General features: G+C 66.7%; 23 protein-coding genes. 13 read left to right on the plus strand and 10 right to left on the minus strand.

The window, feature by feature from the left end; translation table 11 throughout:
- On the minus strand, positions 1 to 183 hold a 183-nt coding region (locus FAZ11_RS21230; protein WP_241667492.1), incomplete at its 3' end, for a hypothetical protein.
- A gap of 267 nt (positions 184 to 450) precedes the next feature.
- Between FAZ11_RS21230 and FAZ11_RS21235 the strand changes: the two genes are divergently transcribed.
- Positions 451 to 1260, plus strand: coding sequence for a DeoR/GlpR family DNA-binding transcription regulator (locus tag FAZ11_RS21235; RefSeq protein ID WP_137279589.1), 810 nt, complete (start codon positions 451 to 453; stop codon positions 1258 to 1260).
- Between the two features lie 21 nt (positions 1261 to 1281).
- Here the strand turns inward: FAZ11_RS21235 and FAZ11_RS21240 are convergent, their stop codons facing one another.
- Genes FAZ11_RS21240 through FAZ11_RS21250 form a run of 3 tightly spaced genes read right to left on the minus strand, consistent with a single transcriptional unit; the run spans position 1282 to position 7951 of the window.
- Positions 1282 to 2163 carry a transglutaminase family protein gene (locus tag FAZ11_RS21240; protein ID WP_137279588.1) on the minus strand — a complete coding sequence of 294 codons (882 nt, stop codon included), beginning with the start codon at positions 2161 to 2163 and terminating at the stop codon, positions 1282 to 1284.
- The gene (locus tag FAZ11_RS21245) at positions 2163 to 4643 is read right to left on the minus strand and encodes a circularly permuted type 2 ATP-grasp protein (protein WP_058772479.1); all 2481 of its coding nucleotides are present in this window, start codon (positions 4641 to 4643) and stop codon (positions 2163 to 2165) included. The genes FAZ11_RS21240 and FAZ11_RS21245 overlap by 1 nt, the downstream gene beginning before the upstream one ends.
- 2 nt (positions 4644 to 4645) lie before the next feature.
- Entirely contained in the window at positions 4646 to 7951 is a 3306-nt protein-coding gene (locus FAZ11_RS21250) for a transglutaminase family protein (protein ID WP_137279587.1), read from the minus strand.
- A 197-nt stretch (positions 7952 to 8148) separates the two neighbouring features.
- Between FAZ11_RS21250 and FAZ11_RS21255 the strand changes: the two genes are divergently transcribed.
- On the plus strand, positions 8149 to 9348 hold the full coding sequence (locus tag FAZ11_RS21255) for a zinc-binding metallopeptidase family protein (protein WP_058762023.1): 1200 nt from the start codon (positions 8149 to 8151) through the stop codon (positions 9346 to 9348).
- A 15-nt stretch (positions 9349 to 9363) separates the two neighbouring features.
- Here the strand turns inward: FAZ11_RS21255 and FAZ11_RS21260 are convergent, their stop codons facing one another.
- Positions 9364 to 9744, minus strand: coding sequence for a diacylglycerol kinase (locus FAZ11_RS21260; protein ID WP_193557184.1), 381 nt, complete (start codon positions 9742 to 9744; stop codon positions 9364 to 9366).
- Positions 9745 to 9859: 115 nt separating this feature from the next.
- Positions 9860 to 10510 carry a response regulator transcription factor ErdR gene (erdR, locus tag FAZ11_RS21265; protein WP_058762022.1) on the minus strand — a complete coding sequence of 217 codons (651 nt, stop codon included), beginning with the start codon at positions 10508 to 10510 and terminating at the stop codon, positions 9860 to 9862.
- 181 nt (positions 10511 to 10691) lie between these two features.
- Here erdR and FAZ11_RS21270 point away from each other — a divergent pair, with 181 nt between their 5' ends.
- Positions 10692 to 11588 (plus strand): DMT family transporter, encoded by an 897-nt coding sequence (locus FAZ11_RS21270; protein ID WP_058762021.1) that lies wholly within the window; start codon positions 10692 to 10694, stop codon positions 11586 to 11588.
- Here FAZ11_RS21270 and FAZ11_RS21275 read toward each other — a convergent pair.
- The gene (locus FAZ11_RS21275; RefSeq protein WP_058772480.1) at positions 11581 to 12318 is read right to left on the minus strand and encodes a tRNA-uridine aminocarboxypropyltransferase; all 738 of its coding nucleotides are present in this window, start codon (positions 12316 to 12318) and stop codon (positions 11581 to 11583) included. The genes FAZ11_RS21270 and FAZ11_RS21275 overlap by 8 nt on opposite strands.
- 141 nt (positions 12319 to 12459) lie before the next feature.
- Here FAZ11_RS21275 and FAZ11_RS21280 point away from each other — a divergent pair, with 141 nt between their 5' ends.
- Both FAZ11_RS21280 and FAZ11_RS21285 read left to right on the plus strand, forming a co-directional pair.
- The gene (locus tag FAZ11_RS21280; RefSeq protein WP_058762019.1) at positions 12460 to 12867 is read left to right on the plus strand and encodes a quorum-sensing-regulated virulence factor family protein; all 408 of its coding nucleotides are present in this window, start codon (positions 12460 to 12462) and stop codon (positions 12865 to 12867) included.
- Positions 12868 to 12882: 15 nt separating this feature from the next.
- A complete protein-coding gene (locus FAZ11_RS21285; protein WP_058772481.1) occupies positions 12883 to 13959 on the plus strand; it encodes an LOG family protein in 1077 nt (358 codons plus the stop codon).
- Positions 13960 to 14331: 372 nt separating this feature from the next.
- On the opposite strand, the gene recX is transcribed toward FAZ11_RS21285, so the two are convergent.
- From recX to FAZ11_RS21300, 3 genes are all read right to left on the minus strand, one after another.
- Positions 14332 to 14784, minus strand: a complete 453-nt coding sequence (gene recX, locus FAZ11_RS21290) for a recombination regulator RecX (RefSeq protein ID WP_074529546.1) — start codon at positions 14782 to 14784, stop codon at positions 14332 to 14334.
- A 76-nt stretch (positions 14785 to 14860) separates the two neighbouring features.
- The gene (gene recA / locus FAZ11_RS21295; RefSeq protein WP_058772482.1) at positions 14861 to 15904 is read right to left on the minus strand and encodes a recombinase RecA; all 1044 of its coding nucleotides are present in this window, start codon (positions 15902 to 15904) and stop codon (positions 14861 to 14863) included.
- An 87-nt stretch (positions 15905 to 15991) separates the two neighbouring features.
- Entirely contained in the window at positions 15992 to 16492 is a 501-nt protein-coding gene (locus tag FAZ11_RS21300) for a CinA family protein (protein WP_058772509.1), read from the minus strand.
- Between the two features lie 164 nt (positions 16493 to 16656).
- Here FAZ11_RS21300 and FAZ11_RS21305 point away from each other — a divergent pair, with 164 nt between their 5' ends.
- The 8 genes from FAZ11_RS21305 to mutS all read left to right on the plus strand — a co-directional run bounded on the left by FAZ11_RS21305 (position 16657) and on the right by mutS (position 26900).
- Positions 16657 to 17700 (plus strand): LacI family DNA-binding transcriptional regulator, encoded by a 1044-nt coding sequence (locus FAZ11_RS21305; RefSeq protein ID WP_058772483.1) that lies wholly within the window; start codon positions 16657 to 16659, stop codon positions 17698 to 17700.
- A gap of 60 nt (positions 17701 to 17760) precedes the next feature.
- Entirely contained in the window at positions 17761 to 18543 is a 783-nt protein-coding gene (locus tag FAZ11_RS21310; RefSeq protein WP_058772484.1) for a sugar phosphate isomerase/epimerase family protein, read from the plus strand.
- A complete protein-coding gene (locus FAZ11_RS21315; protein WP_058772485.1) occupies positions 18536 to 19465 on the plus strand; it encodes a sugar kinase in 930 nt (309 codons plus the stop codon). Before FAZ11_RS21310 ends, FAZ11_RS21315 begins: the two co-directional genes overlap by 8 nt.
- A gap of 194 nt (positions 19466 to 19659) precedes the next feature.
- Positions 19660 to 20943 (plus strand): MFS transporter, encoded by a 1284-nt coding sequence (locus FAZ11_RS21320; protein WP_137279586.1) that lies wholly within the window; start codon positions 19660 to 19662, stop codon positions 20941 to 20943.
- Positions 20944 to 20958: 15 nt separating this feature from the next.
- Positions 20959 to 21942 carry a 2-hydroxyacid dehydrogenase gene (locus FAZ11_RS21325; RefSeq protein ID WP_058772487.1) on the plus strand — a complete coding sequence of 328 codons (984 nt, stop codon included), beginning with the start codon at positions 20959 to 20961 and terminating at the stop codon, positions 21940 to 21942.
- A 52-nt stretch (positions 21943 to 21994) separates the two neighbouring features.
- Positions 21995 to 22201 (plus strand): hypothetical protein, encoded by a 207-nt coding sequence (locus tag FAZ11_RS21330; RefSeq protein ID WP_058762011.1) that lies wholly within the window; start codon positions 21995 to 21997, stop codon positions 22199 to 22201.
- Positions 22202 to 22280: 79 nt separating this feature from the next.
- Positions 22281 to 24230 (plus strand): ATP-binding protein, encoded by a 1950-nt coding sequence (locus FAZ11_RS21335; RefSeq protein WP_058772488.1) that lies wholly within the window; start codon positions 22281 to 22283, stop codon positions 24228 to 24230.
- A gap of 93 nt (positions 24231 to 24323) precedes the next feature.
- Positions 24324 to 26900, plus strand: a complete 2577-nt coding sequence (mutS, locus tag FAZ11_RS21340; protein WP_137279585.1) for a DNA mismatch repair protein MutS — start codon at positions 24324 to 24326, stop codon at positions 26898 to 26900.
- Positions 26901 to 26912: the final 12 nt, after the last annotated feature.

Below are 26912 nucleotides of genomic sequence, written 5' to 3' on the forward strand. Positions count from 1 at the left end.
GGACAGCCGCAGCATCTGGATATCCAGATCCGGCATGGCCTTCTTCGCCTCGGCCAGGAAGGCCGCGGCCTCGTCCTCCTCGTAGGCGGTGTACACCGTGATGGTTTCGGCCAGGGCAGAGCCAGCAAAGGTCAGCAGGGCCAGGGACAGAGTGGTACGACGCAAGATTCCGAAGCAACGCATGGTGTTTCTCCCGATTGGAATGGCTGGCAGAGATAAGTAGAGCAACCACTGGAAGAAAGTATTTTTTCTAATATTTATGACAGTACTAATGTTGTTTTTAAAAAATTTTAGCCAGGTCTTTCCAGTCATTTTTGATCAATTGTCGTTTCTGGATAAAAACCTCTACCTTTGCCTCCAAGAGCGACAGGAACGATCACAGTCATCCCAACACTGTTACTCTCCAACCCCATCCCGCTGGATCACATCCCCGCTCTCCCGAGGTCGATCATGAGTTCGCCATCCCCTCTCTCCTCTCAGTCCGAGCAGCCCGAGCTGGGCAAGAAAGGGCGGCGTCAGCAGGCGTTGCTGCAGCTTCTCGAAGCGACCGCCTACCTCTCCGTCGAGCAGATCGCGGAGCGCTTCCAGATCACCACCCAGACCGCCCGGCGTGACATCGCCGATCTCGCCGCCCTGGGTCGGGTGACCCGGCATCATGGGGGTGTCGCCCTGGCGCTGGGTATCGATGTCGTCACCTATCGGCAACGCCGGATCGAGCGGGTGGAGGCCAAGCGCCGGATCGCGCAGGAAGTGGTGACCCTGATTCCAGACGGAGCCTCGGTGTACTTGGATTGCGGCACGACCTGCGAGGCCATCGCCGACGTCCTGGTGCAGCGCTCGGGCCTGAAGGTGGTGACCTGCAACCTGCGGGCGGCCTCGTTGCTGGCGGAACGCACGGATTTCACCATCGCCGTGCCGGGCGGCTTCGTGCGCAACGCCGACGGCAGCGTCTTCGGCGAAGGCGCGACGGACTTCCTGCGGCGCTTTCGCTTCGACCTGGCGCTGATCTCGGTCAGCGGCATCGAGATGGATGGCCGCCTGGCCGACGACGATCACCAGGAAGTGGCCCTGGCGCGGACCGCCATCGCCCTGGCGCGGACGGTGCTGCTGGCGGTCGACAGCTTCAAGTTCGGCCGCAGCGGCCTGGTCGAATTGGGCAATCTGCGTGACGTGTCGCTGCTGGTCACCGAGGCAGCGCCACCGGCCGAACTGGTACCGGTCATTACCGATGGCAAGGTCCGGGTACAGGTCTGCCGCTGAGCGCCGGCCAGACAGCCGGGGCTAAAGGGGCGTCACCGTCACCTCTACCGCCGGATCATGGCTGCCGCCGCCGAGGATCACGCCGCGCAGGGGCGAGACATCGGTGAAATCGCGGCCCCAGGCCAGGGTGATGTGCTCCAGATCCGGCAGGACGTCGTTGGTGGGATCGAAGTCGACCCAGCCGAGTACCGGGCAATGTACGCTGACCCAGGCGTGGGAGGCATCGGCGCCGATCAGCCGCGGCTTGCCGGGCGGCGGCCGAGTGAGCAAATAGCCGCTGACATAGCGGGCCACCAGCCCCAGGCCGCGCAGGCAGGCCAGCATCAAATGGGCGAAGTCCTGGCAGACGCCATGGCGGTGTTCCAGCACCTCGCGCAGCGGTGTCGCCACCTGGGTGGCGGTGGCATCGAAGCGGAATTCGCGGTGGATCTTTTCCATCAGCGCCCGGCAGCCCAGCAGCAGCGGCCGGCCCGCGGGGAAGCAGTCCGCGGCGAAGCGGGCGAAGGTCCGGTCGATGGGCACCGCCGGCGACTCGAAGCGGAAGTGGTGGACGTCCAGGGCCACGGTGGCAGCCGGATAGCGCAGGCCGGCGCGCACCTGTTCCCAAGCGGGCGAGTCCTCCAGCCGCAGCCCGGCGCGGGAATCCACCTCCACCTCCAGGTCGGTGCCCACGTAGAGCTCGTCGTGCGGCCGCTCGAAGGCCAGTCGCGTCAGGGGATTGCCGAAGGCATCGGTGGCGTCCTGACGCTGGGTCGGCGCCGGTAGGATGGCCAACTGTCGGGACAGGCAACGTTGCCAGGCGCAGTCGCGCGGCAACAGGTGCAGCAATTGCTGCGACAGCGACACCGGGGCCTCGTAGCGGTAATGGGTGTCGTGCTGGATGCGATAGCGAACCTGATTCATCACATGGATACCGTTCGTTGGCTCACGGCGTCGACATGGGCGAAGCAGCGATAGATGACCCGCTCGGACAGTTGGCCGCTGGCATCGGCGATCTGCCGCAACAGCCGTGCCAGGCCCTGCTGCACCTCAAGCCGGCCGACATCGCCGAACAGGGTGCTTTCCAGGGTGCCGAGGTCGAAGCGGCGCAGGCGATCATAGGCATCGTTCAACGCGGGCTCACGTGGCAGGCCGTGGTAGCGCTCCAGGTGCTCCACGGCGTTGATCAGCGCATGCAGCTGGAAGCGGATCGAATAGGGGTTGTGCTCGTGCAGCATCAGCAGGTCCAGCACCGGGATCAGTTGGGGCGCCGCCTGGTAGCGGGAGCGATAGGTGATGATGCTGTTACCCAGCTCCAGCAGCCATTCCAGCCCGGCCGCGTCCCAGGTGGCCCCGCCTTCGAGGAAGTGCGCCACGCTGCCGGCGAGGAATTGCACCCGCTCGATGCGCCGGCCGATCATCAGGAAGCGCCAGCTCTCGTCGTGGGTCATATCGTCGAAGGTGAAGCCGGCCACCGCCGCCAAGGCCATGACCAGGCGGTTGAGGCTTTGCAGTGCCTCGCCCGACTCGCTGCCCACCTGGCCCAGACCGCGGGCCTCGCGCTCCACCTCGCGGATGGCGCGCCAATTCTCCGGGGACAGCCGCCCACGGACCTGGGCCGCAGCCCAGTGCAGGCGTTGCAGGTTGGCGCCCAGGCCACTGGGGAATTCGCCGGGGCCGAGGGCCGCGTGCAGCTGTTCGGCGAGGGTGCCCTCTTCCGGCAGCAGTTCCAGAGCCATGGCCAGTTCGATGGCGGCCTGCACCGCCGGGCCCTGGTCGTCGGCATCCAGGTAGCGGCTGAGCACGATGCGCAAGAGGCGCGCGGCGTCCTCGCAGCGCTCGCTGTAGCGACCGTACCAGAACAGATTTTCGGCAGTACGCGAGGGCAGGAAGGGATCCTTGCGCACCAGATCGCGCACGCCCAGGACCCGGGCGCTCGGCACCTCGGTCGCGCTGCGCCCGCCACCCAGTACCCAGGTGTCCTTGCTCGAACCGCCGCGCTGCATGGAGACCACCTCGGCGCCCTCGTGGGCGACCCGGGTCAGGCCACCGGGCATCACCCAGTAGCCGCCTTCGCTGGCCACCGCATAGACGCGCATGCCGATGGCCCGCGACTGCAGGCTGCCGCCCTGCCAGACCGGCGCCCGGGAGAGCTGGATGCGCTCCTGGGCGACATAGGCATGGGGCCGCGCCTCGATGCGCTCGCGCAGAGCGGCACGCTCCGCGGCATCCAGTGCCTTGCCGAACACCGGTTCGAAGCGCTGGGAGGGATAGGCTGGCTTGATCACCAGTTCGCCCAGCCGCGCCAGGGCCTCCTCCCGTACCGGCGTCTCGCCGCACCACCAGGTGGCGACGGCGGGCAGCGCCAGGGACTCACCCAGCAGCGCCTGGCACACCCCCGGCAGAAAGCCCAGCAGTCCGGGCGACTCCAGCAGACCGCTACCCAGGGCGTTGGCCATGATGACGTTGCCCTGGCGCACCGCCTCCAGCAGGCCGGGCACACCCAGGGCCGAGTCGGTGCGCAGCTCCAGGGGATCGCAGAAGTCGTCGTCCAGCCGGCGGAACACCGCATGGACGCGTCTCAGGCCGCTCAGGGTCTTCAGGTAGAGGCAGGCGTTGCGCACCGTGAGATCCTGGCCTTCCACCAGGGGAAAGCCCAGTTGCCGCGCCTGGTAGAGGTGCTCGAAATAGGTCTCGTTGTAGCGGCCCGGGGTGAGCAGCACCGCCAGGGGCGCCTCGTCGCCGGTATCCAGTCCGGCGCTAAGGGTGCGTTGCAAGGCCTGGAAATAACCGTTCAGCGACTGCACCTGCAGGTCGCGGTGCAACTCGGGAAAGGCCCGCGCCACGATATGCCGGTTCTCCAGGGCGTAGCCGGCGCCGGACGGCGCCTGGGTCCGGTCCGCCAGCACCCACCAGCGGCCATCCGGTGCCCGCGCCAGGTCTACCGCGTAGACGTGCAGCCAGGTATCGCCAGGCGGTCGCAGGCCCTGGCAGGCCCAGAGGAAGTTGTTATGGCCGAACACCAGTTCGGGCGGCAGCAAGCCCTCGCGCAGCAGGCGCTGCTCGCCGTAGAGATCGCCCAACACCCGGTTCAACACCCTGGCCCGTTGCGCCACCCCGGCGGCCAGCGGCGCCCACTCCTCCGCCGAGATCAGCTGCGGCAGCAGGTCCAGGGCCCAGGGTCGATCGCTGCCCTTGGGATCGGCGTAGACATTGTAGGTCACGCCGTTTTCCTGGATCTGCCGGGCGATCAGCGCCTGGCGCTGGTCGAGCTGCGCCGGGCGCAGACCGGCCAGGTGCCCGTAGAAGCGCCGCCAGGTCGGACGCACGCCACCGCGGGGGTCCCAGAGTTCGTTGAAGCTGCCGGCCGCCTCGAGGGCGGCACGTGGGGGGGTTGGGTGCATGTCTAGTGCGGTCGGCTGACGTGGGTCTGACGCAGATCCAGGGTGAAGGGCGTTTCCAGACTGCTGTCGAGGGGCAGCGGCACCTGGCGTCCCGGGGTGTGCCCGAAACGGAAGAACCGCGCCAGGCGTCGGCTTTCCGCCTCGTAGGCGTTGACCGGTAGCGTAGCGTAGTTGCGACCACCGGGATGGGCCACATGATACTGGCAACCGCCCAGGGAGCGCTGCATCCAGGTGTCCAGCAGATCGAACACCAGGGGTGCATCCACCCCCAGATTGGGTTGCAGCGCCGATGCTGGCTGCCAGGCGCGGAAGCGCACCGCGCCGACGTATTCCCCGACCCGGCCGGTCGGCCGCAGCGGTACCCGGGCGCCGTTGCAGAGCAAGGCATAGCGATCGGGCGCCAGGCCCGTGACCTTCACCTGCACCCGCTCCAGGGAGGAGTCGACGTAGCGCACCGTCCCGCCGATGGCGCCCTCCTCGCCCAGCACGTGCCAGGGCTCCAGCGCCTGGCGCAGTTCCAGCTCGATGCCCTTGACCGCGAAATCGCCGTACTTGGGAAAGCGGAATTCGAAGTGCGCGGCGAACCAGGCGGGATCGAAGGCATAGCCGGCCTCGCCGAGCTCGGCGAGCACGTCCTGGAAGTCTTCCTGGATGAAATGCGGCAGCAGGTAACGGTCGTGCAATTCGGTACCCCAGCGCGCCAGCCGCTCGGGGGCATAGGGCTCCCGCCAGAAGCGCGCCACCAGGGCGCGCAGCAGCAGTTGCTGCACCAGTTGCAGGCGGCCATGGGGCGGCATCTCGAAGGCACGCAACTCCAGCAGGCCGAGGCGACCACTGGCGCTGTCGGGCGAATAGAGTTTGTCGATGCAGAATTCGGCGCGGTGGGTGTTGCCGGTCACGTCCACCAGCAGGTTGCGCAGCAGACGGTCGACCAACCAGGGCGGGCAGTCCGTTCCCGGCGCCGGGAATTGGGCGAAGGCCAGCTCCAGTTCATAGAGGGCGTCGTTACGCGCCTCGTCGACCCGCGGCGCCTGGGAAGTCGGACCGATGAACAGGCCGGCGAACAGGTAGGACAGCGAGGGATGGTTGTGCCAGTAGCTGATCAGGCTGCGCAGGAGATCGGGACGGCGCAGGAACGGCGAATCGGCCGGCGTCGCTCCGCCGAGCACGCAATGGCTGCCGCCGCCGGTGCCGGTGTGGCGGCCATCGATCAGGAACTTCTCGCTGGTCAGGCGCGACAGGCGCGCGGCCTCGTAGAGGAATTCGGTCTGCTCGACCAGGGCATCCCAACTCGCCACCGGATGGATGTTGACCTCGATGACACCGGGATCGGGGGTCACCCGGAAATTGATCAGCCGGGCATCGCGTGGCGGTTCGTAGCCTTCGAGCACCACCGGGCAGCCCAGGGACGCGGCGGTGTCCTCGATGGCGGCGACCAGCTCCAGGTAATCCTCCAGCCGCGCCAGGGGTGGCATGAACAGGTACAGCCGGCCCTCGCGCGGTTCGGCGCAGAAGGCGGTGCGGACGATGTCGGCGGCCGAGGTGAAGGCCTCCGGGGCGGTCTGGGCGGCTTCCCGCACTGGCCGCGGCTGACGCCAGCGCTCCTGCAGACGGATGGGATCGGGCAAGGGCGCCAGCGGCTGGTTGGGATCGGTCGGATGCAGGTAGGGATAGTCTTCTTCGCGCACCCAGGGCTGGGAATCCAGCGGTAGGCGATAGCCCAGCGGCGAATCACCGGGCACCAGTCGGCACTGTTCCTCGCGCAGGAACCAGGGCCCGCTGCGCCAGCCGTCCTCGGCCGCGGTACGGGCCAGCGGCAGCACGTAGCCCACCACCTGATCCAGGCCCTGGGCGAACACCCGGCGCAGACGCTCGCGCTCCAGCGGATCGCTCAGCCGCGCATCGCTGGCGTCGACGTTGATCGGCAGGCGCTGCTCGCGCCAGAGGTAGTAGAGCCAGTCTTCGAAGGCCGGGAAGCGGTGCTCGTCGGCCACCCCCAGGCGCTGCGCCACGCCGCGCACGAAACGCTCGGCCAGCTCGGCATCGGCGCCGTAGTCGAGGCGTTCGTCGGCGAGCAGCGCCGCATCGCGCCACAGCGGCTGGCCGTCGGCCCGCCAGAAACAGTTGAGCGACCAGCGCGGCAGCTGCTCGCCGGGATACCACTTGCCCTGGCCGAAATGCACCAGGCCCTTGGGCGCATAGTGCTCGCGCAGGCGCTGGAACAACTTGGTGGCCAGACGGCGCTTGTTCGGCACCAGGGCGGCGGTGCTCCACTCCTCGTCGTCGGGATAGTCGAGGGCGACGAAGGTGGGCTCGCCGCCCAGGGTCAGGCGTACGTCCTGCACCAGCAGGTCGCTGTCCACCCGCTGGCCGAGGGCGAGGATGTCCCGCCACTGGTGCTCGGCATAGGGCCGCGTCACCCGCGGCGCTTCCCACAGGCGTTCCACCGCCATGTGGTGCTCGAAGGTGCATTCGCTCTCGCTGACCAGCCCGGAGATCGGCGCCGCCGAGGCCGGTTCAGGGCTGCAAGCCAGCGGGATATGCCCTTCGCCCGCCAGCAGTCCACTGGTGGGGTCCAGGCCGATCCAGCCCGCGCCGGGCAGATAGACCTCACACCAGGCGTGCAGGTCGGTGAAGTCCACGGCGGTCCCCGAGGGGCCGTCCAAGGCCTTCTGGTCGGCCGTCAACTGGATCAGGTAGCCGGAGACGAAGCGGGCCGCGAGGCCCAGGTGGCGCAGCAGCTGCACCAGCAGCCAGGCGCTGTCGCGGCAAGAGCCCGAGGCCTTGTCCAGGGTTTCCTCGGGCGTCTGCACCCCGGGTTCGAGGCGGATCAGATAGGCCACGTCGTGGCTGAGGCGCTGGTTGAGGGCGACCAGGAAATCCAGGGTCGGCACCGGTTCGCGGGAGATCTCGGCCAGGTAGCGCGCGAATGCCGGGGTGGCCGGCAGGCATTCGCGGAAGGCGCTCAGCTCGCGGCGTTCTTCTTCGGCATAGGCGAAGGGAAAGCGCTCGGCGTAGGGCTCCAGGAAAAAATCGAAGGGATTGAACACCGCCATCTCGGCGACCAGGTCGACTTCCACGCGGAACTCACGGGTAGACTCTGGGAACACCAGACGGGCCAGGTAATTACCCTGAGGGTCCTGCTGCCAATTGATGAAATGCCCTTCCGGCTGCACCCGCAAGGCATAGGAAAGGATCCGGGTCCGGCTATGGGGCGCCGGGCGCAGGCGGACGATCTGCGGGCCCAGTTCCACCGGGCGATCATAGGCGTAATGGCTGACGTGCTGCAGGGCGACATGGATGGACACAGGGAGACTCCGTTCACCGGTTATGCGGAAGTTAAGAGCAAATCTCGTGCCCCGGAATCCAGGCAGGGCCGCAAAGGGCCTAACGCGCGGGTCAGGCGACGAACAACCCGGAACTCCAAGCGCCAGCCACTCTACTAAATCGCTAGCACGATGCCAGCGTTTCGCTGGTCGTCGGTCGTCCTCGCCAGGTATCTCTCATGCGCAATTTTCTTGGAAGCTACAGTTCGAACCGTTTGCAGCGCAACGCCCTACGGGCTCTGCCCGTCCAACGCAAGGTCGCCAACTGCACCTGCGGCCAGTCCATCTTCTTTCCCAACAGCGAATGCCTGGCCTGTGGCAATGCCCTGGGCTATGCCCCGGATCAGGGCACGCCGACCGCCCTGCAGCCCGTCGACGACGGCCTCTGGCAATTGCCGGAGACCTCGAGCAGCCTCTACCGGCGCTGCGCCAACCTGGATACCCCGGCGGCTTGCAACTGGCTGGTACCGGCCGAGGCCACCAGTGAATTCTGCCTGGCCTGCCAACTCAACCACACCATCCCGGATCTGTCCTTCGAGGGTAATGGCGAGCGCTGGCGCAAGCTGGAGTTGGCCAAACGCCAACTGGTCGCCCAGTTGCTGGGCCTGGGCCTGCAGGTGATCCCGCAGAGCGTGGATGCCGAACGTGGGCTCGCCTTCGACTTTCTCGCGCCCGATGCCACCGGCACGCCGACCACCGGTCACGCCAACGGCCTCATTACGCTGAACATCCTAGAAGCGGACGACGCCCACCGGGAAAAGGTGCGCGCCGACATGCACGAGCCCTATCGCACCCTGCTCGGCCACTTCCGTCATGAGGTCGGTCATTACTACTTCGATCGCCTGGTCGCGGGGACCGATTGGGAAGAACCCTTCCGCGCCCTGTTCGGCGACGAGCGCGCCGATTATGGCGAAGCCCTCCAGCGGCACTACGAGCAGGGCGCACCGGCGGATTGGGAAAGCCAGTACGTCAGCGCCTACGCCACCATGCACCCCTGGGAGGACTGGGCGGAGACCTGGGCCCACTATCTGCACATGATGGATACCCTGGCCACCGCTGCCAATCTCGGCATGAACGCCACCACCACGCAGCTGGATTTCCAGCCGTTCACCCGCGAGGCGCTGTACGAGGCCGAAGACCGCAGCGACGATGAATTCCTCGGGTTCGCCAACGCCTGGATCGAACTGGCGGCCATGCTCAACGAGCTGTCGCGCAGCATGGGGCAACCGGATTTTTATCCCTTCGCGCTACCGGCGCCGGTGATCGCCAAGCTGCATTTCATCCACAAGGTCATCCATTCCGCGCAACCCAGCGTATTGGAACAGGGACTGGCGACCGATCAGACCGCCGCTGGGGCCACGCTCGGGGCAACCGTCTGACCGCTGCCGTCCTGCTCAGCCGAGCAGGACGATTCCCCAGACCGCGGCGATGATGAACATGGCCACGAACTGCGCGGCACTGCCAAGATCCTTGGCGTTCTTCGACAGTTCGTGCCAGTCCAGGGAAATGCGGTCGACCACCGCCTCGATGGCGGCGTTGAACAGCTCGACCACCAGCGACAGCAGACAGACCGCCACCAGCAGGGCCCGCTCGCCGCGGCTCACCTCCAGCCAGAAGGCGATAGGCAGCAACACCACATTGAGTGCCACCAGGGAACGAAACGCCGCTTCCTGGCGGAAGGCCGTGCGCAAGCCAGCGAGGGAATAGCCCGTCGCGTTGATGACCCGGCGTAGACCGGTCTTGCCTTTGTAGGGAGAAATCACCGAGAGCTCCATCAGCAGGGTCGAGCCGCCGCGTCTAGCCGACGGCAGGTACAGAAAGTGTGAAATCCAGCGCTTGGTCGCCGCTTGGCCGCCCTGGTATGAGCGCAACCGCCGAAAGAGCGTCGGTCTAGCTAGAGGTACTCTCCAGTTGCTGCAGCAACAGCGCCGCCTGGGTCCGGGTGCGGACGCCCAGCTTACGGAAGATGGCCGTGGCATGGGCCTTCACCGTGGCTTCGGAGACATTCAGCTCGAAGGCGATCTGTTTGTTCAACAGCCCTTCGCAGAGCATGGTGAGCACCCGGAATTGCTGGGGCGTGAGGCTGGCGAGGCCGGCGCTGGCGGCCTTGGCCTCTTCGCTGAGGGCGACAGCGCCCTCGACCTGCGGTGGCCACCAGGTATCGCCATCCAGCACCTGATTCACCGCCTGCTGCAGGGTGCTCAGATCGCTGGATTTGGGAATGAAGCCACTGGCGCCGAACTCCCGGGCGCGCTGCACCACGGCGGGTTCTTCCTGGGCCGAGATCATCACCACCGGCACCTGCGGATACTGCCCGCGCAACAGCACCAGGCCGGAGAAGCCATAGGCACCGGGCATGTTCAGGTCGAGCAAGACCAGATCCCAATCGGTACGGTCAGCCAGGCAGGCCTGGAGTTCGGCGATGTCGGCCACTTCGGTGAGCCGCGCCTGGGCGCCCAGGCCCAGGGTGAGCGCCTGCTGCAGCGCGCTGCGGAACAGCGGGTGATCGTCGGCGATCAGGATCTGATAGGCAGCCGCCATGGTGTAGCTTTCCTTCTTGTAGTAGGGGTCGCGAAGACCAGGCGCCTGGCGCGCCGGCTGCGTTCAAGATGGCGCCAGCATGCCGAACGCCGTGGACGGCGGCAAGGCCGAACGGACCGCGGACGGTAGGCAAAGGCTTAACGATTACGGCACAGTGGCGGTTTTTGCCAAGAGATACCCGATGCCCAGCGCCGCGCTCCGTGCCGATCTGCTCATGCTGCTCACCGCTCTCATCTGGGGCAGCGCCTTCATCGCCCAGACCGGCGGCATGGAGCATATCGGCCCCTTCCTCTACACCGGCCTGAGATTCGCCCTGGGCGCCCTCACCCTGGTGCCGCTGCTGCTGTTCCTGCGCCGGGGCGGACGGCAGCAACCCTTCACCCGGGATACGCTCAAGGGTGGCCTGCTGATGGGCCTGGTACTGACCCTGGGTATCAATCTGCAACAGGTCGGCCTGCTGTTCACCAGCGTGACCAACTCCGGCTTCATCACTGGCTTGTACGTCATCGTGGTACCGCTGCTGGGGCTGCTGCTCGGTCAGCGCAGCCATGTCGGCACCTGGGTCGGCGCCTGCCTCGCGGTGGTCGGCATGGCACTGCTCAGTATCGGCGACAACTTCCAGATCGCCGCGGGCGATCTGCTGCAACTGGCCGGCGCCCTGGCCTGGGGCGTGCACGTACTCTTGGTGGGGCACTACTCCAGCCGCCACGACGCCACGGTGCTGTCCATCCTGCAATTTCTGGTCTGCACCGTTCTGAGTCTGCTGCTGGCGCTGGTCTTCGAACCCATCCAATCGGCTCAGATCGGCCTGGCCCTGCCCGAGCTACTCTATGGCGGGGTGATCGCCGCCGGCATCGGCTACACCCTGCAGGTCTTCGCCCAACGCGGCGCCATCGCCTCGCACGCGGCGGTCATCTTTTCCCTGGAAGCGGTATTCGCCGCCTTCTTCGGGTCCTGGCTGCTGGGCGAGTCGCTCAGCGGTCGCGGCTATCTGGGTTGCGCCCTGATGTTCGCCGGCATGCTGGCCGCCCAGCTCTGGCCGCGGCAGCAGCCGGTGGAAGCCAAGCCGGTCAACTAGAGCTCAGAGTCTTCAACTGCTGACTGGCGGGACTGTCCGCCGCCAGCGGCAGATGGTGCTTGGCATCCAGATAGCGCTCGCTGAAGACGTCCAGATAGGCTTCCAGCAGTCGCCCGGCAGGCGCCTCGCCGGCCAGTTCCAGGCACAGAGCCGCCACCTCGGCGGTGCAGAGATGCTCGCCCCGGGTGGAGCGCCGCAGCCGATAGCGGGACAGGGCATTGGGCTGGAAACTCAGCACCGGCAGGCCGTCCAGATAGGGACTCTTGCGAAACATCTTGCGCGCCTCGGTCCAGGTAGCATCCAGCAGCACGAACAGCGGACGCTTGCCGGGCGCCAGGGGCAGGCTCTCCACCACCCGTTCGGGCGCGGCGTATTCGCCGGGAAACACCAGTAGCGGCTGCCACTCGGGCTGCTGCAACAAGGCTGGCAGCGCCGGATCGACGGAGGTCCGACTCCAACCGAAGGCATGGGTGTCGGCCACCACGTCGGCGATCAGCCAGCCGGTATTGCTCGGCTTGAGCGGCTCCACGTCGTGCATCAGCAGGCACATTCCGGCATGGGTCTGGCGGAGTGGACGCAGATCGCAGAGGCAATGACTGGGCGCCAGCCGGCACTGCGGACAACGCGCCATGCGTGAACCGCGCGCGATGAAAGGCTTGATGCTGCGCGCCAGGCGCTCCTGGCGCAGACGAGCCACGGCATGCAAGGGGATATCGGGGATGGAGATCATGCCGGGCTCGTGGGCAAAAGCGTAGTTTACCAGAGCGATCAGGATGCCCGCGGCGGCCAGGCGAGGTACCCTGCATAGACGCTGTGCGAACCCCTGCCCGTGACCACGGTCGAAACGGGCTCCTCTACGCTGGAGATTACGATGCCTCGTTTTGCTTTGCTCGTCCTGACGCTCGCCCTGCCCTTCACCGTCCAGGCGGCCGAGTCGCTCAAGGAACACGAGCTCAACCAGATGCTGCGCAAGGTGGCCGCCGAGAGCAGCCAGGGTACGCCCCGCGCCATCAACGAAGACATCCTCGACCGTGGCTACACCGTGGAGGGCAAGCAGTTGATCGACCACCTCAGCGTTCGTCCGGCCCATGCCGCGCGCATGCGTGAGAATCCGGCCACGGTGCGGGTGCAACTCGCCGAGAGCGTCTGCCAGAGCAACGGCTACCGCCAACTCCTGGCCCGCGGCGCCACCCTGGTCTATGACTTCACCGAATACCAAACCAACAAGCCGATCATGGTCGAGCGCTTCCAGGCGGCCGACTGCGGCCTGGGCCAGTAAGAGAACCTTCGCCCCATGACCGAGGACAACGACGACAGCTATCTGGCCCGTCACGTGGAGCCCAGCGCCGCCGATCTCGGTCAGCGGATCGATGAACTGCTGCAGCACGCCCTACCCGGGGGCAGCCCGAACCTTGCGCTCTACCGCGAGATGCTGGAGACGGTGGTGCGCATGGCGCAGACCAATCCGGCGCGCTGGGATGCCAAGATCATGCTGCAGACGCTCAAGGAGCTGGAGCAGGCCTTCCGCACCCTGGAACGTTTCCGACGGCGGCGCAAGGTCACGGTGTTCGGCTCGGCGCGGACCCGGATCGACCATGCCCTCTATGGGCTCGCCCGCGAACTGGGCGCGGCCCTGGCGCGACGCGACATGATGGTGATCACCGGTGGCGGCGCCGGCATCATGGGTGCGGCCCACGAGGGCGCCGGACCCGAAGCCAGCCTGGGCTTCAACATCACCCTGCCCTTCGAGCAGCGGGCGAATCCGACCATCGAAGGCACGGATCACCTGCTGTCCTTCCACTTCTTCTATGTGCGCAAGCTGTTCTTTCTCAAGGAAGCGGACGCCCTGGTGCTCTGCCCGGGCGGCTTCGGCACCCTGGACGAGACCTTCGAGGTGCTCACCCTGATCCAGACCGGCAAGAGCCCGCTGGTGCCGCTGGTCCTGCTGGACACCCCCGAGGGCCACTTCTGGGACGATGCCCTCGCCTACCTGCAGCGCAATCTGCTGGAGGAAGGCTACATCCTGCCGGCCGATCTCAAGCTGGTGCGTCTGGTCCGCTCGGCCGAAGCGGCGGCAGCCGAGATCGAACACTTCTATGGCAACTACCACTCCACCCGCTGGCGCGATCGACGCTTCTACGTCCGCCTCAAGCATCCGTTGACAACCGCCTGCCTGGAGCGCCTGGCCACCGACTTCGGCGACCTCTGCCGAACTCCCGGCTTCACTCAGTTGCAGCCGGGGGAAGGCACGGCCGACGAAGCGGAATTCGCGCATCTGACCCGACTCACCTTCGACTTCCACGGCCGCCACTATGGCCGCCTGCGCGAACTGGTGGACGAGCTCAATCGGCCGGAGCATTGGGTGACCTGAAAAGGTACGCCCGGTAGGTTGGCGCTGAGCGCGGCGAAGCCCAACAAGGTTTGCCGGCCCGGGCGATGTTGGGCTTCGACGATAGAGCCGTCTCAACCCAACCTACGGCGAGCGCGGTAGGTTGGCGCTGAGCGCGGCGAAGCCCAACAAGGTTTGCCGGCCCGGGCGATGTTGGGCTTCGACGATGGAGCCGTCTCAACCCAACCTACGGCGAGCGCGGTAGGTTGGCGCTGAGCGCGGCGAAGCCCAACAGGGTTTGCCGGCCCGAGCGATGTTGGGCTTCGACGATGGAGCCGTCTCAACCCAACCTACGGCGAGCGCGGTAGGTTGGCGTTGAGCGCAGCGAAGCCCAACACCCCCGGCTTCACGACACTACCGCCGACTCAACACCCGATTGATCCCGTCCATGGCATAGCCGCGATAGGCCAGGAAGCGGCCCTGCTTGGCGCGTTCCTTGGCGTCGGCTGGTGGTGTACCGAACTTCTTGCGCCAGACCTCTTCCAGTTGCGCCTGCCAGTCCACCTCGGACTCACGCAAGGCGGCCTCTATCTGGTCGCGCTTCAGACCGCGCTGGCCCAGCTCTTCGCGGATACGCAGGGGGCCATAGCCGGCCCGGGCGCGGCTGGCGATGTAGCTGTCCAGGTAGCGGCTTTCATCGAGCAGGCCGTCTTCGGCCAGGCGATCCAGCACCGGGCCGAGCAGGCTCTCCTCGGCGCCGCGCCGACGCAGCTTACGCGACAATTCCTCACGTCCGTGCTCGCGCCGCGCCAGCAGGTCCATGGCGGCCAGGCGGATGGCGGCGGTGGTATCCAGTGGATTGCCCAAGATAGGTCTCCCTTATGCACTCCCTATGCGAAGACCCCCGCACGGGGCGGGGGTCGTCTCAAGCATGGGTGCGCGATCAGAAGTCGACGTCGGCGTCTTCTTCGACAGCCACTTCGGCTTTCTGATTGCTCGGCTGGCTCAACAGCTTCTCGCGGATAGCCTTGTCCACGGCAGCCTTGACCTCGGGATTGTCCTCCAGGAACTTGGCGGCATTGCCCTTGCCCTGGCCGATCTTGCTGCCCTGGTAGCTGTACCAGGCGCCGGACTTCTCGATCAGGCCCAGCTGTACGCCCAGGTCGATGATCTCGCCGTTCAGGTAGATACCCTTGCCGTAGAGGATCTGGAACTCGGCCTGGCGGAACGGCGGCGCCACCTTGTTCTTGACCACCTTGACGCGGGTTTCGCTACCGATCACCTCATCGCCTTCCTTCACCGCGCCGATGCGACGGATGTCCAGGCGAACCGAGGAGTAGAACTTCAGGGCGTTACCACCAGTGGTGGTTTCGGGGTTGCCGAACATCACGCCGATCTTCATGCGGATCTGGTTGATGAAGATCACCAGGCAGTTGGCGTTCTTGATGTTGCCGGTGATCTTGCGCAGCGCCTGGGACATCAGGCGCGCCTGCAGACCCACGTGCATGTCACCCATCTCGCCTTCGATCTCGGCCTTGGGCACCAGGGCGGCCACGGAGTCGACGATGATGACGTCGACCGCGTTGGAGCGCACCAGCATGTCGGTGATTTCCAGGGCCTGTTCACCGGTGTCCGGCTGGGACACCAGCAGGTCGTCGACATTGACGCCCAGCTTGCCGGCGTAGTCCGGGTCCAGGGCGTGTTCGGCGTCGACGAAGGCGCAGGTAGCGCCCTGCTTCTGGGCCTGGGCGATGACCGACAGGGTCAGGGTGGTCTTACCCGAGGATTCGGGACCGTAGATCTCGACGATCCGGCCCTTGGGCAGGCCGCCGATGCCGAGCGCGATGTCCAGCCCCAGGGAGCCGGTGGAGATCGCCGGAATGGCCTGGCGCTCGTGATCGCCCATGCGCATCACGGTGCCCTTGCCGAATTGCTTTTCGATCTGTCCCAAGGCCGCGGCCAGGGCGCGCTTTTTGTTGTCGTCCATTAGATTCCTCTCAGAGAAAGAAGGGGCCAGACGGCCGTGGATACCTGTATAAGTGAACAGTATTAAACCATAGTCGCCACCCGGTTGCTACACCTGGGCGGCTTTTTCCTCGTCCAGAAACGCCAAAACACCCTGCAGGGCGCGGACCTGGGTCTGGTGGCGTACGGCGGCCCGATCACCGGCGAAAACCTGCCGTTCGGTACGCAGTTTTTCGCCATCCAACCAGGCCAGCCAGACGGTGCCTACCGGCTTGCCAGGCACCGCGCCACCCGGTCCGGCGATGCCGCTCACCGCCACCGCGAAGCGGGCCATGGCACGGCGTTGGGCACCGCGCGCCATGGCGACCACCACCTCTTCGCTGACCGCCCCGACCTGATCGAACAGGGCCGCGGGGACGTCGAGCTGCAGCGTCTTCTGCCGATTGGAATAGGTGACGAAACCGGCCTCGAACCAGGCCGAGCTACCCGCGATGCGGGTGATCGCCTCGGCGATGCCGCCCCCGGTACAGGATTCGGCGGTGGTGACCTGGGCACCGGCCGCCTGCAGGGCTTCCCCCAGGCGTATGGCGAGACTATCGATGGCGTCCATCAGCACCTCTCTGGCAAAAGCGGACATAGCACGTGACCGCGGCAAAGCACCTCCTGCGGCGACCACTGGTCGGCACGCACCTTAGACCGGCTTGCCGGCCAGCGGCAGAAAAGATTTACTGAAACCGGTTTCAGGCACCTACAAAATCCTAACAGCGGTACGCCATGAACGATGTCTTTCTTCCCGGTCTGCGCACCTCCCGCGCGACCATCGCCGAAGTGGCCGCCGCCGCCGGCGTGTCCAAGGCCAGCGTATCCCGCTATATCAGCGGTGATCGCCGCCTGCTGTCCGACTCCCTCGCCGCCCGTATCGAGCAAGCGGTGACCGCCCTCGACTTCCAGCCCAACCAGATGGCCCGCGGCCTAAAGCGCGGTCGTAGCCGGTTGATCGGCATGCTGGTGGCCGACCTGCTCAACCCCTACTCCACCGCGGTGATGCACGGCGTGGAAACGGCGTGCCGCCAGCAGGGCTATTCGCTGCTGATCTGCAACACCGACCAGGACGCCCGCCAGGAACGCCAGCAACTGGCCGCGCTGCAGTCCTACAGCATCGAAGGCCTGATCGTGAACACCTTCGGCCAGCACGCCGCCGATTTGCGCCAACTGGGCAGCCGGCTACCCCTGGTCTTGCTGGATCGTGAGTTGCCAGGGGTCGAGGCCGATCTGGTCGGGCTGGACAACTACCAGGCCATCGCCTCGGGGGTCGCGCATCTGCAGCAGCAGGGCTATCGCGATCTGCTGCTGGTGAGCGAACCCCTCAATGGCACCAGTTCCCGCGTCCAGCGCCTGACCGCGTTCGAAGCCCTGCTGGTCGAGCATCCCAGCTGCCAGGGCGCCCATTGCACGGAGGCCGACGATCCCCAGGCGCTCCAGGCCGCGCTCGCCGGCTTCCTGGCCAGCCCCGGACCCGGCCCCAAGGCCGTGCTCACCGCCAATGGCGTGGCGACCCTGGCGACCACCCTGGCGCTGCAGGCCCTGGGCGAACCCCTGTTCGAGCGGATCGGCTTGCTGGCGCTGGATGACCTGGACTGGTTCCCTCTGGTCGGCGGTGGCATCAGCGCCCTGGCCCAGCCCACCCACGCCCTGGGCGTCGCCGCCTTCGAACGACTGCAACAGCGTATCGACGGCGACCGTAGTGCGCCGACCCAACAGACCTTCAGCGCGGAGTTGCGTATCCGTCAGTCGACTCGCGCCCGTAACTGCTCGTAACCGGGGCACCTTTCGCCCTTTTGCTCGTCTTTTGATGAAACCGGTTTCAGGAGAACAACAATGCCACCGGAGATCGCCATCACCACCTCGGCCTTTGGTGCCGATGCGGTGCGTAGCCAAGGCCAGGCCGCCTGGCTCGACCTCATTGCCGCCGCGTGCGCCACCCATGTGGAGATCCGTGCGGAACTGTTCAACGCCGCTCCCGATCTGGCAGCCCTGCGCGACGCCATCGCGGCGGCGGACCTCGGCTGCGTCTATTCGGTGCCGCTGGAACTCTGGCCCGAAGCGGGTGCCGGCCTGTCGCCGCGTCTGCCCCAGGCCCTGGCCGAAGCCCGCCAACTGGGCGCCGACACCCTCAAGGTCTCGCTCGGCCACTATCGCCCTGCCATCGATCTGCGCGCCCTGGCCGAGTGGCTGGACGACAGTGGCCCGCAGCTATTGGTGGAAAACGACCAGACCGCCCAGGGTGGCCGGGTCGAGCCGTTGCGCGCCTTCATTCAGGCAGCCCGCGCGGCCGGACTACCGGTGGGGCTGACCTTCGACGTCGGCAACTGGCGCTGGCAGGACGAGGACCCGCTGCAAGCCGCTCGCCTGCTCGGCCCGGATGTCCGTTACCTGCATTGCAAGGCGGTGCGCCGGCGGGCGGGCGGGCTACACGCCGTGCCGCCGGAGGCCGCCGATCTGCTGGCCTGGCAGGGTCTGCTGGCGCACTTCCCCGCGGGCCTGCGGCGCGCCATCGAGTTTCCCCTGCTGGGTACCGATCTGCTGGCCGAGACCCGGCGCCAGGTGGCGGCCCTGCGTACCCTGGACGCCCCTACCTACGAGGAGCGCCGCCATGGCTGAATTCGACATCCTCGCCTTCGGCGAAACCATGGCCATGTTCGTGGCCGAAACCCCCGGTGATCTCGCCAGCGTCGGCCAGTTCGGCAAGCGCATCGCCGGTGCCGACAACAATGTGGCGATCGGCCTCGCCCGCCTGGGTTTCAAGGTCGCCTGGCTATCGCGGGTCGGCAACGACTCCTTCGGTCGCTTCGTGCGCGCCAGTCTCGAAGCCGAGGGGCTGGACTGCAGTCGATTGAAAGTCGATCCCAAACATCCCACCGGCTTTCAGCTCAAATCCCGCGCCAACGATGGCAGTGATCCGGTGGTGGAGTATTTCCGCCGCGGTTCGGCGGCCAGTCATCTGAACATCGAAGAAGACTTCGACGCCAGCCTGCTCCAGGCGCGCCATCTGCACGCCACCGGCATTCCGCCGGCGCTGTCGCCCAGCGTCAGGGCCTTCAGCCGCCATCTGCTGGAAGCCATGCGCGGCGCCGGACGCAGTATCTCCTTCGATCCCAATCTGCGCCCCTCGCTGTGGGACAGCGAAGACCAGATGCGCCGCGAACTCAATGAACTCGCCGGCCTGGCCGACTGGGTCCTCCCCGGCCTGGCCGAGGGGCGGCTGCTGACCGGCTACGACAGCCCGGCGGACATCGCCGCCTTCTACCTCGACCGCGGTGCCCAGGCGGTAGCCATCAAGCTCGGGCCGCAAGGCGGCTACTGGCGCACCGCCACGGCGGAAGGCGAGGTACCCGGTGTCGCCGTGGCCGAGGTGGTCGACACCGTCGGCGCCGGCGATGGCTTCGCCACCGGTTTCGTCAGCGCCATGCTCGATGGCCTGAACGTAGCCGCCGCCGTCGCCCGCGGCAACTGGATCGGCGCCCGCGCCGTGCAGGTGGTCGGCGACATGGAGGGCCTGCCCTACCGCCACGAACTCCCGTGATCCGTACCTCTAGCCTATTCAAAGGCTCGCGAGCTAGAGACAAACAAGGCGAAAAGACCTGAGGAAGCGGAGTTTACGAGCGGTAAATGAGCATTCCGACCGGGCTGGCCTTCCAGGGGCTTTTCAACGCCGTTTGGCCGACGCGCAGCAGCCTTTGAACAGGCTATTACAAGAACAATCAAGCAGGTGATCCTATGAACGCTTCCCCTCTCGCTCCACGCCGCTGGTGGTATCTGATGCCGGTGGTCTTCATCACCTACAGCCTGGCCTACCTCGACCGGGCCAACTACGGTTTCGCCGCCGCCTCGGGCATGGCCGACGACCTGGGCATCACCCCGGCCATGTCGTCGCTACTGGGCGCGCTGTTCTTTCTCGGCTATTTCTTCTTCCAGGTGCCCGGCGCCATCTATGCCGAGAAGCGCAGCGTCAAACGGCTGATCTTCTGGAGCCTGATCGGCTGGGGCGGACTCGCCACCCTCACCGGCCTGGTGCCGAACGTCACCTTGCTCATCGCCATTCGCTTCCTGCTGGGCGTGGTCGAGGCCGCGGTGATGCCGGCGATGCTGGTCTATCTCTGCCACTGGTTCACCAAGCGGGAGCGCTCGCGGGCCAACACCTTCCTGATCCTCGGCAATCCGGTGACCATCCTCTGGATGTCGGTGGTCTCGGGCTATCTGATCCACGCGCTGGACTGGCGCTGGATGTTCATCATCGAAGGCCTGCCGGCGGTGATCTGGGCCTTCATCTGGTGGCGCCTGGCCGCCGAGCGCCCCAAGGACGCCAAGTGGCTCGACGCTCAGGAAAAGGCACGCCTGGAAGCCGCGCTCAAGGCCGAGCAGCAAGGCATGAAACCGGTGAAGAACTATGCCGAAGCCTTCCGCTCGCCCAAGGTCATCCTGCTGTCGCTGCAGTATTTCTGCTGGAGCATCGGCGTCTACGGCTTCGTCATCTGGCTGCCGTCGATCCTGCGCCAGGGCGCGCACCTGGACATCGTCCAGGCCGGCTGGCTGTCGGCGCTGCCCTACCTCGCCGCCGTGCTGACCATGGTCGGCGTGTCCTGGGCGTCTGATCGCCTGCAGAATCGCAAGCTGTTCGTCTGGCCGCCGCTGCTGATCGCCGCCCTGGCCTTCCTCGGCTCCTTCGCCCTGGGCAGCCAGCACTTCTGGTGGTCCTATGCGCTGCTGGTGGTTGCCGGCGCCTGCATGTACGCCCCCTATGGCCCCTTCTTCGCCATCGTCCCCGAGATCCTGCCCGGCAACGTCGCCGGTGGCGCCATGGCGCTGATCAACAGCATGGGCGCCCTGGGCTCCTTCGCCGGCTCCTATCTGGTGGGCTACCTCAACGGCGTGACCGGTGGACCCGGGGCATCCTTCGGCTTCATGGGTGGCGCCCTGCTGGTCGCGGTGGTCTTGACCCTGCTGCTGCGCCAGGGGCCGGCGCCGGTCGCCGCCTCACTCAAAGCCGCCCCCAGTCACTGACAGGAACTCCCATCCATGAAAAAGAAGGTGATCCACTACAAGGCCCTGTCCCCGGCCCTGACCGCGCGGCTGGCAGAGGCCTTCGACCTGGAGTACGTCGACGTCAAGGCGCCGGGCGGCGAAGCCCGGCTGCGCGAGCGCCTGCCCGAGGCCCAGGGCCTGCTCGGCTCCAGCTTCAAGCTGACCCCCGAGCTGCTGGACCTGGCGCCCCGGCTGGAGGCCATCGCCAGCGTCTCGGTCGGTTTCGACAGCTACGACCTGCCCTACCTGGAGCGCCGCGGCATCCTGCTCTGCAACACCCCGGACGTGCTCACCGAAAGCGTGGCCGATGCCGCCTTCGCGCTGCTGCTGGCCACCGCGCGGCGCATCGTCGAACTGGCGGACTGGGTCCGCGCCGGGCAGTGGCAGGCCAGCCTCGGCGAGGCGCACTTCGGCTGCGACGTCCATGGCAAGACCCTCAGCCTGGTCGGCATGGGTCGTATCGGCCAGGCCATCGCCCGGCGCGCCCACCTGGGTTTCGGCATGCAGGTGAACTACACCGCCCATGCCGCCAAGCCGGAGGTGGACGAACGCTACGGGGCGCGCTTCCTGCCCCTGCCCGAGCTGCTGGCGAGCTGCGACTTCCTCTGCGTCACGGTGCCGCTGAGCGACGAGACCCACCATCTGCTCGGCGCCGCCGAACTCGCCCAGTTGCCGGCCCACGCCATCCTGATCAACGTTTCGCGCGGACCGGTGATCGACGAAGCGGCCTTGATCGCGGCCCTGCAGGAAGGCCGCCTACGCGGAGCCGGGCTGGACGTCTTCGACCGCGAACCCGTGGCGCCGGACTCCCCGCTGCTGCAGCTGCCCAACGTGGTGCCCACGCCACACCTGGGCTCGGCGACGCGGGAAACCCGCGAGGCCATGGCGCGCTGCGCGGTAGACAACCTGCTGGCCGCGCTCTCCGGACACCGTCCGGCGAATCTGGTCAATCCGGAAGTCTGGACGCGGCGGCAGTGAGTCTTGGCCGGCATTTGCGGTCAGATGAGCATCACCCCAACGGAGAACCACCATGACCGCCTTCGACGATCCCCATGCCTTCGTCAACCGCGTGCGTGAACAAGCCGCCGATGCCGAGCGCAGCGGCGATATCCCGCGTCTGCTGCAACTGGTCGACGAACTGGCCTCGGCCTTCGAACGTCAGGCCCGCAGCATTGCTCAGGACAACGCGGACGTCGTCCGTGCGGTGGAAGAATTCGAGCGCCATGAGGGCACCTGATCAACTCATGACGCCTGACTGTCCCGTCGTGCCCTCTTCAAGTAGCGTGACGGACCGGCGTCTCGAGGTCTAAGCCTTAGTGTCCATCTCCACCCCCACCCTGCTCGGCCGGCTGCTGCAGCTGGCCCCGCGGGATGCTCCCGCCCCCTTGCGCTATCTGGGCGCCGCGCTGCTTATCGCGCTCGCGGCCGGTATCCGCCTGAGCCTGGGTATCGACAGCCTGCCATACCTGCTGTTCATCCCCTTCATCATGACCGCAGCCTTCTGGTTCGGCCTGGGTCCGGGGATCTTCGCCACGCTGCTGGCGGTATTGCTGGCCGAGACGCTGTTCGTCAAGGCGCCGGCCTACTTTGCCCTCTTCTCCGAGCGCTGGGTGTCCCACGCGCTGTTCGTCTTCGTCAATGTGGTCATGGCGGTGGTCTGCGTCGCTCAGCGCCGCAGCCTGGAATCCCTCTACCGCTTCGCTGGCAACCTGGGCGAACAGGTGACCCTGCGGACCCGCCAGCGCGACCTCATCTGGCAAGCCAGTCCGGATCTGATTTGCACGGCAAGTCTGGAAGGCCAGTTGCTCGACCTCAACCCGGCCTGGACCAGTACCCTAGGCTGGACCGAGGAACAGCTACGCCGGGAGCCCTTCATGGCCTTCGTCCATGCCGATGATCGGACGAGCACCGAAGCCGCCCTGGCCCGCCTGGCGACCGGCGAGCCGGTGTTCGGCTTCGAGAATCGCTATCGGCATCGCGACGGCGGCTATCGCTGGCTGTCCTGGAATTCGGTGCTGCAGGACGGGCTCATCTACTCGACGGTGCGCGAAGTCACCGCCATTCGCGAGCAGCAGGCGGCGCTTCAGCACGCCGAAGAGCAGTTGCGCCAGAGTCAGAAGATGGAAGCCGTGGGCCAACTCACCGGAGGCATCGCCCACGACTTCAACAACCTCCTGACCGGAATCATCGGCAGCCTGGACATGCTGTCCCTACGTCTCGAACAGGGGCGCTTCACCGATCTGCAGCGCTACGCCAGTTCGGCCAAGGGTGCCGCGGAACGCGCCGCCGCCCTCACCCATCGCCTGCTGGCCTTTTCCCGCCGCCAGGCCCTCGACCCCACGGCGACCCGCACCAACGACCTCGTGCGAGGCATGGAAGAACTCATCCGCCGCTCGGTTGGTCCGCACATCCAGATCCATAGCGAGCTGGCCGAGGATCTGCACATCACTCTGTGCGATCCGCATCAGCTGGAGAACGCTCTGCTCAACCTGTGCATCAACGCGCGGGATGCCATGCCCGATGGCGGCATGCTGCGCATCGTCACGGCCAATCAGCGGCTGGCCGACGACCAGGCCGCGGCCCTCGAATTACCCGCCGGCGACTACGTGACCCTGGCCGTGGTCGATACCGGTTCCGGCATGGCCCCCGAGGTGCTGGCCCACGCCTTCGACCCCTTCTTCACCACCAAGCCGGTCGGCATGGGTACCGGCCTGGGCCTATCGATGATCTATGGCTTCGCCAAGCAATCCGGAGGACTTGCCCACATCGCCTCGACACCGGGAGCGGGCACTACCGTCACCCTCTACCTGCCGCGCCTGGCCGAAGTCGAATCCCTTCCCGTCGCGCCACGGCCGGCCGCGCTGACGCGTTATCCCGCAGGCCTGACGGTATTGGTGGTGGACGATGAACCCATGGTGCGCACCCTGGTGGACGATGCCCTGCGCGAGCACCGCATCCAGACCCTGGAAGCGACCGATGCCACCACCGCGCTGCGGGTACTGGAGTCCGCTACGCCACTGGACCTGCTGATCGCCGACGTCGGCCTGCCGGGCGGCCTGAGCGGTTGCCAGCTGGCTGCCCTGGCCAAAGAACGGCGACCGGACCTCAAGATCCTGCTGATCACCGGCTATGCCGAGGCCCAGCTACCCGGTGAATCCACCGCCCTGGCGGGCATCGAGGTGCTGGCCAAGCCCTTCACCCTCGAACGCCTCCTGGCCCAGATCGACCTGCTTCTGGGCGGACGCGACAATCAACCACCCGCGTGAGACCCGCCGGCTGAACGATCCGGGGCCGACAAAAGCCGTGAGTTATTGGACAATACGCGGCTATCCAACAGGCAACCGGATCAGACTACCCGCATGAGCGACCTCTCCGCGCACACGCCCATGATGCAGCAGTACTTGAAAATCAAGCATCAGCATCCCGAACAGCTGCTGTTCTATCGCATGGGCGATTTCTACGAGTTGTTCTACGACGACGCCCGGCGCGCGGCCAAGTTGCTCGACATCACTCTGACCGCCCGCGGCGCCTCGGCCGGCAAGTCCATCCCCATGGCCGGCATCCCCTTCCACTCCGCCGAAGGCTACCTGGCCAAGCTGGTCAAGCTCGGCGAGTCGGTGGTGATCTGCGAGCAGATCGGCGATCCGGCCACCAGCAAGGGCCCCGTGGAACGCCAGGTGGTGCGCATCATCACCCCCGGTACCGTCAGCGACGAAGCCCTGCTCGACGAGCGCCGCGACAACCTGCTGACCGCCGTGCTGGGTGACGAGCGCCTGTTCGGCCTGGCCGTGCTGGACATCGCCAGCGGCCGCTTCACCGTGCAGGAACTGGCCGGCTGGGAGACCCTGCTCGCCGAGTTGGAGCGTCTTAATCCCGCCGAACTGCTGATCCCCGACGACTGGCCCGCCGGGCTGCCCGCCGAGAAGCGCCGCGGCGTGCGCCGCCGCGCGCCCTGGGACTTCGATTGCGATTCGGCGCTGAAGAGCCTGTGCCAGCAATTCGGCACCGGCGATCTAAAGGGCTTCGGTTGCGACAAGCTGGGCCTGGCCATCGGCGCCGCCGGCTGCCTGCTGGCCTACGCCAAGGAAACCCAGCGCACCGCCCTGCCGCACCTGCGCAGCCTGCGGCACGAACGCCTGGACGACACCGTCATCCTCGACGGCGCCAGCCGCCGCAACCTGGAACTGGACGTCAACCTGGCCGGCGGTCGCGACAACACCCTGCAATCGGTGGTCGACCGTTGCCAGACCGCCATGGGCAGCCGCCTGCTGACCCGCTGGCTGAATCGCCCGCTGCGCAACCGCGCGGTGATCGAAGCGCGCCAGGACGCCATCACCTGCCTGCTGGAAAGCTATCGCTTCGAGGCCCTGCAGCCGCAACTCAAGGACATCGGCGACCTGGAGCGCATCCTCGCCCGCATCGGCCTGCGCAACGCCCGTCCGCGCGACCTCGCCCGTCTGCGCGATGCCCTGGCCGCGCTGCCGGCGTTGCAGGAGGGGCTGACGCAGATGATCGCCCCACACCTACTCGACTTGGCCAAGAGCATCCAGACCTATCCGGAGCTGGCCGCCACCCTGGCCCGTGCCATCATCGACAACCCGCCCGCGGTGATCCGCGACGGCGGCGTCATCAAGCGCGGCTACGACGCCGAGCTGGACGAGTTGCAGACGCTCAGCGAAAACGCCGGCCAGTTCCTCATGGACCTGGAGACCCGCGAAAAGGCCCGCACCGGCCTGCAGGGCCTCAAGGTCGGCTACAACCGCGTCCACGGCTACTTCATCGAGATCCCCAGCAAGCAGGCCGAGTCGGCCCCGGCCGACTACATCCGCCGCCAGACCCTAAAAGGCGCCGAGCGCTTCATCACCCCGGAACTCAAGGCCTTCGAAGACAAGGCGCTGTCCGCCCAGAGCCGCGCCCTGGCGCGCGAAAAGGCCCTCTACGAAACCCTGCTCGACGAACTCATCGGCCACCTGGCACCGCTGCAGGACAGCGCCGCCGCCCTGGCCGAACTGGACGTCCTGGCCAACTTCGCCGAACGGGCGCTCAATCTGGACCTGAACAAACCACGCTTCGTCGAGGAGCCCTGCCTGAAGATCGGCCAGGGTCGCCATCCGGTGGTGGAGCAGGTGCTGGAAACGCCCTTCGTCGCCAACGACGTCACTCTGGACAACGACACCCGCATGCTGGTGATCACTGGCCCGAACATGGGCGGTAAATCCACCTATATGCGCCAGACCGCCTTGATCGTGCTGCTGGCCCATGTCGGCAGCTTCGTCCCGGCGGCCAGTTGCGAGCTGTCCCTGGTGGATCGCATCTTTACCCGCATCGGCTCCAGCGACGACCTGGCCGGTGGCCGCTCCACCTTCATGGTAGAGATGAGCGAGACCGCCAACATCCTGCACAACGCCAGCGAACACAGCCTGGTGCTGATGGACGAGGTCGGCCGCGGCACCAGTACCTTCGACGGCCTGTCGCTGGCCTGGGCCGCCGCCGAGCAACTGGCGCGACTGCGCGCCTGGACGCTGTTCGCCACCCACTACTTCGAACTGACCGTCCTGCCGGAAGGCCAGCCGACGGTGGCCAACGTCCACCTCAACGCCACCGAGCACAACGATCGCATCGTCTTCCTGCACCATGTGCTACCCGGCCCGGCCAGCCAGAGCTACGGCCTGGCCGTGGCGCAGCTGGCCGGTGTCCCCGAGGACGTCATCCTGCGCGCCCGCGAGCACCTCGCCCGTCTGGAAGCCGCCAGTTTCAACGGGGAAGTCGCCGGTGCGCCAGCGGTGAGCGCACCGCCCAAGACCCGCCCGCTGCAGGCCGATCTGTTCGCCAGCGCCGCCCATCCTCTTATCGAGGAACTGGAACGCTTGCAGCCAGACGACATCACACCCAGAAAGGCCCTGGAGCTTATCTACGAATGGAAAAAGCGTATCTGAGTTAACGGATAC

This window comes from Pseudomonas rhizoryzae, assembly GCF_005250615.1.
In the GTDB taxonomy this organism is placed as follows: Bacteria; Pseudomonadota; Gammaproteobacteria; order Pseudomonadales; family Pseudomonadaceae; genus Chryseomonas; species Chryseomonas rhizoryzae.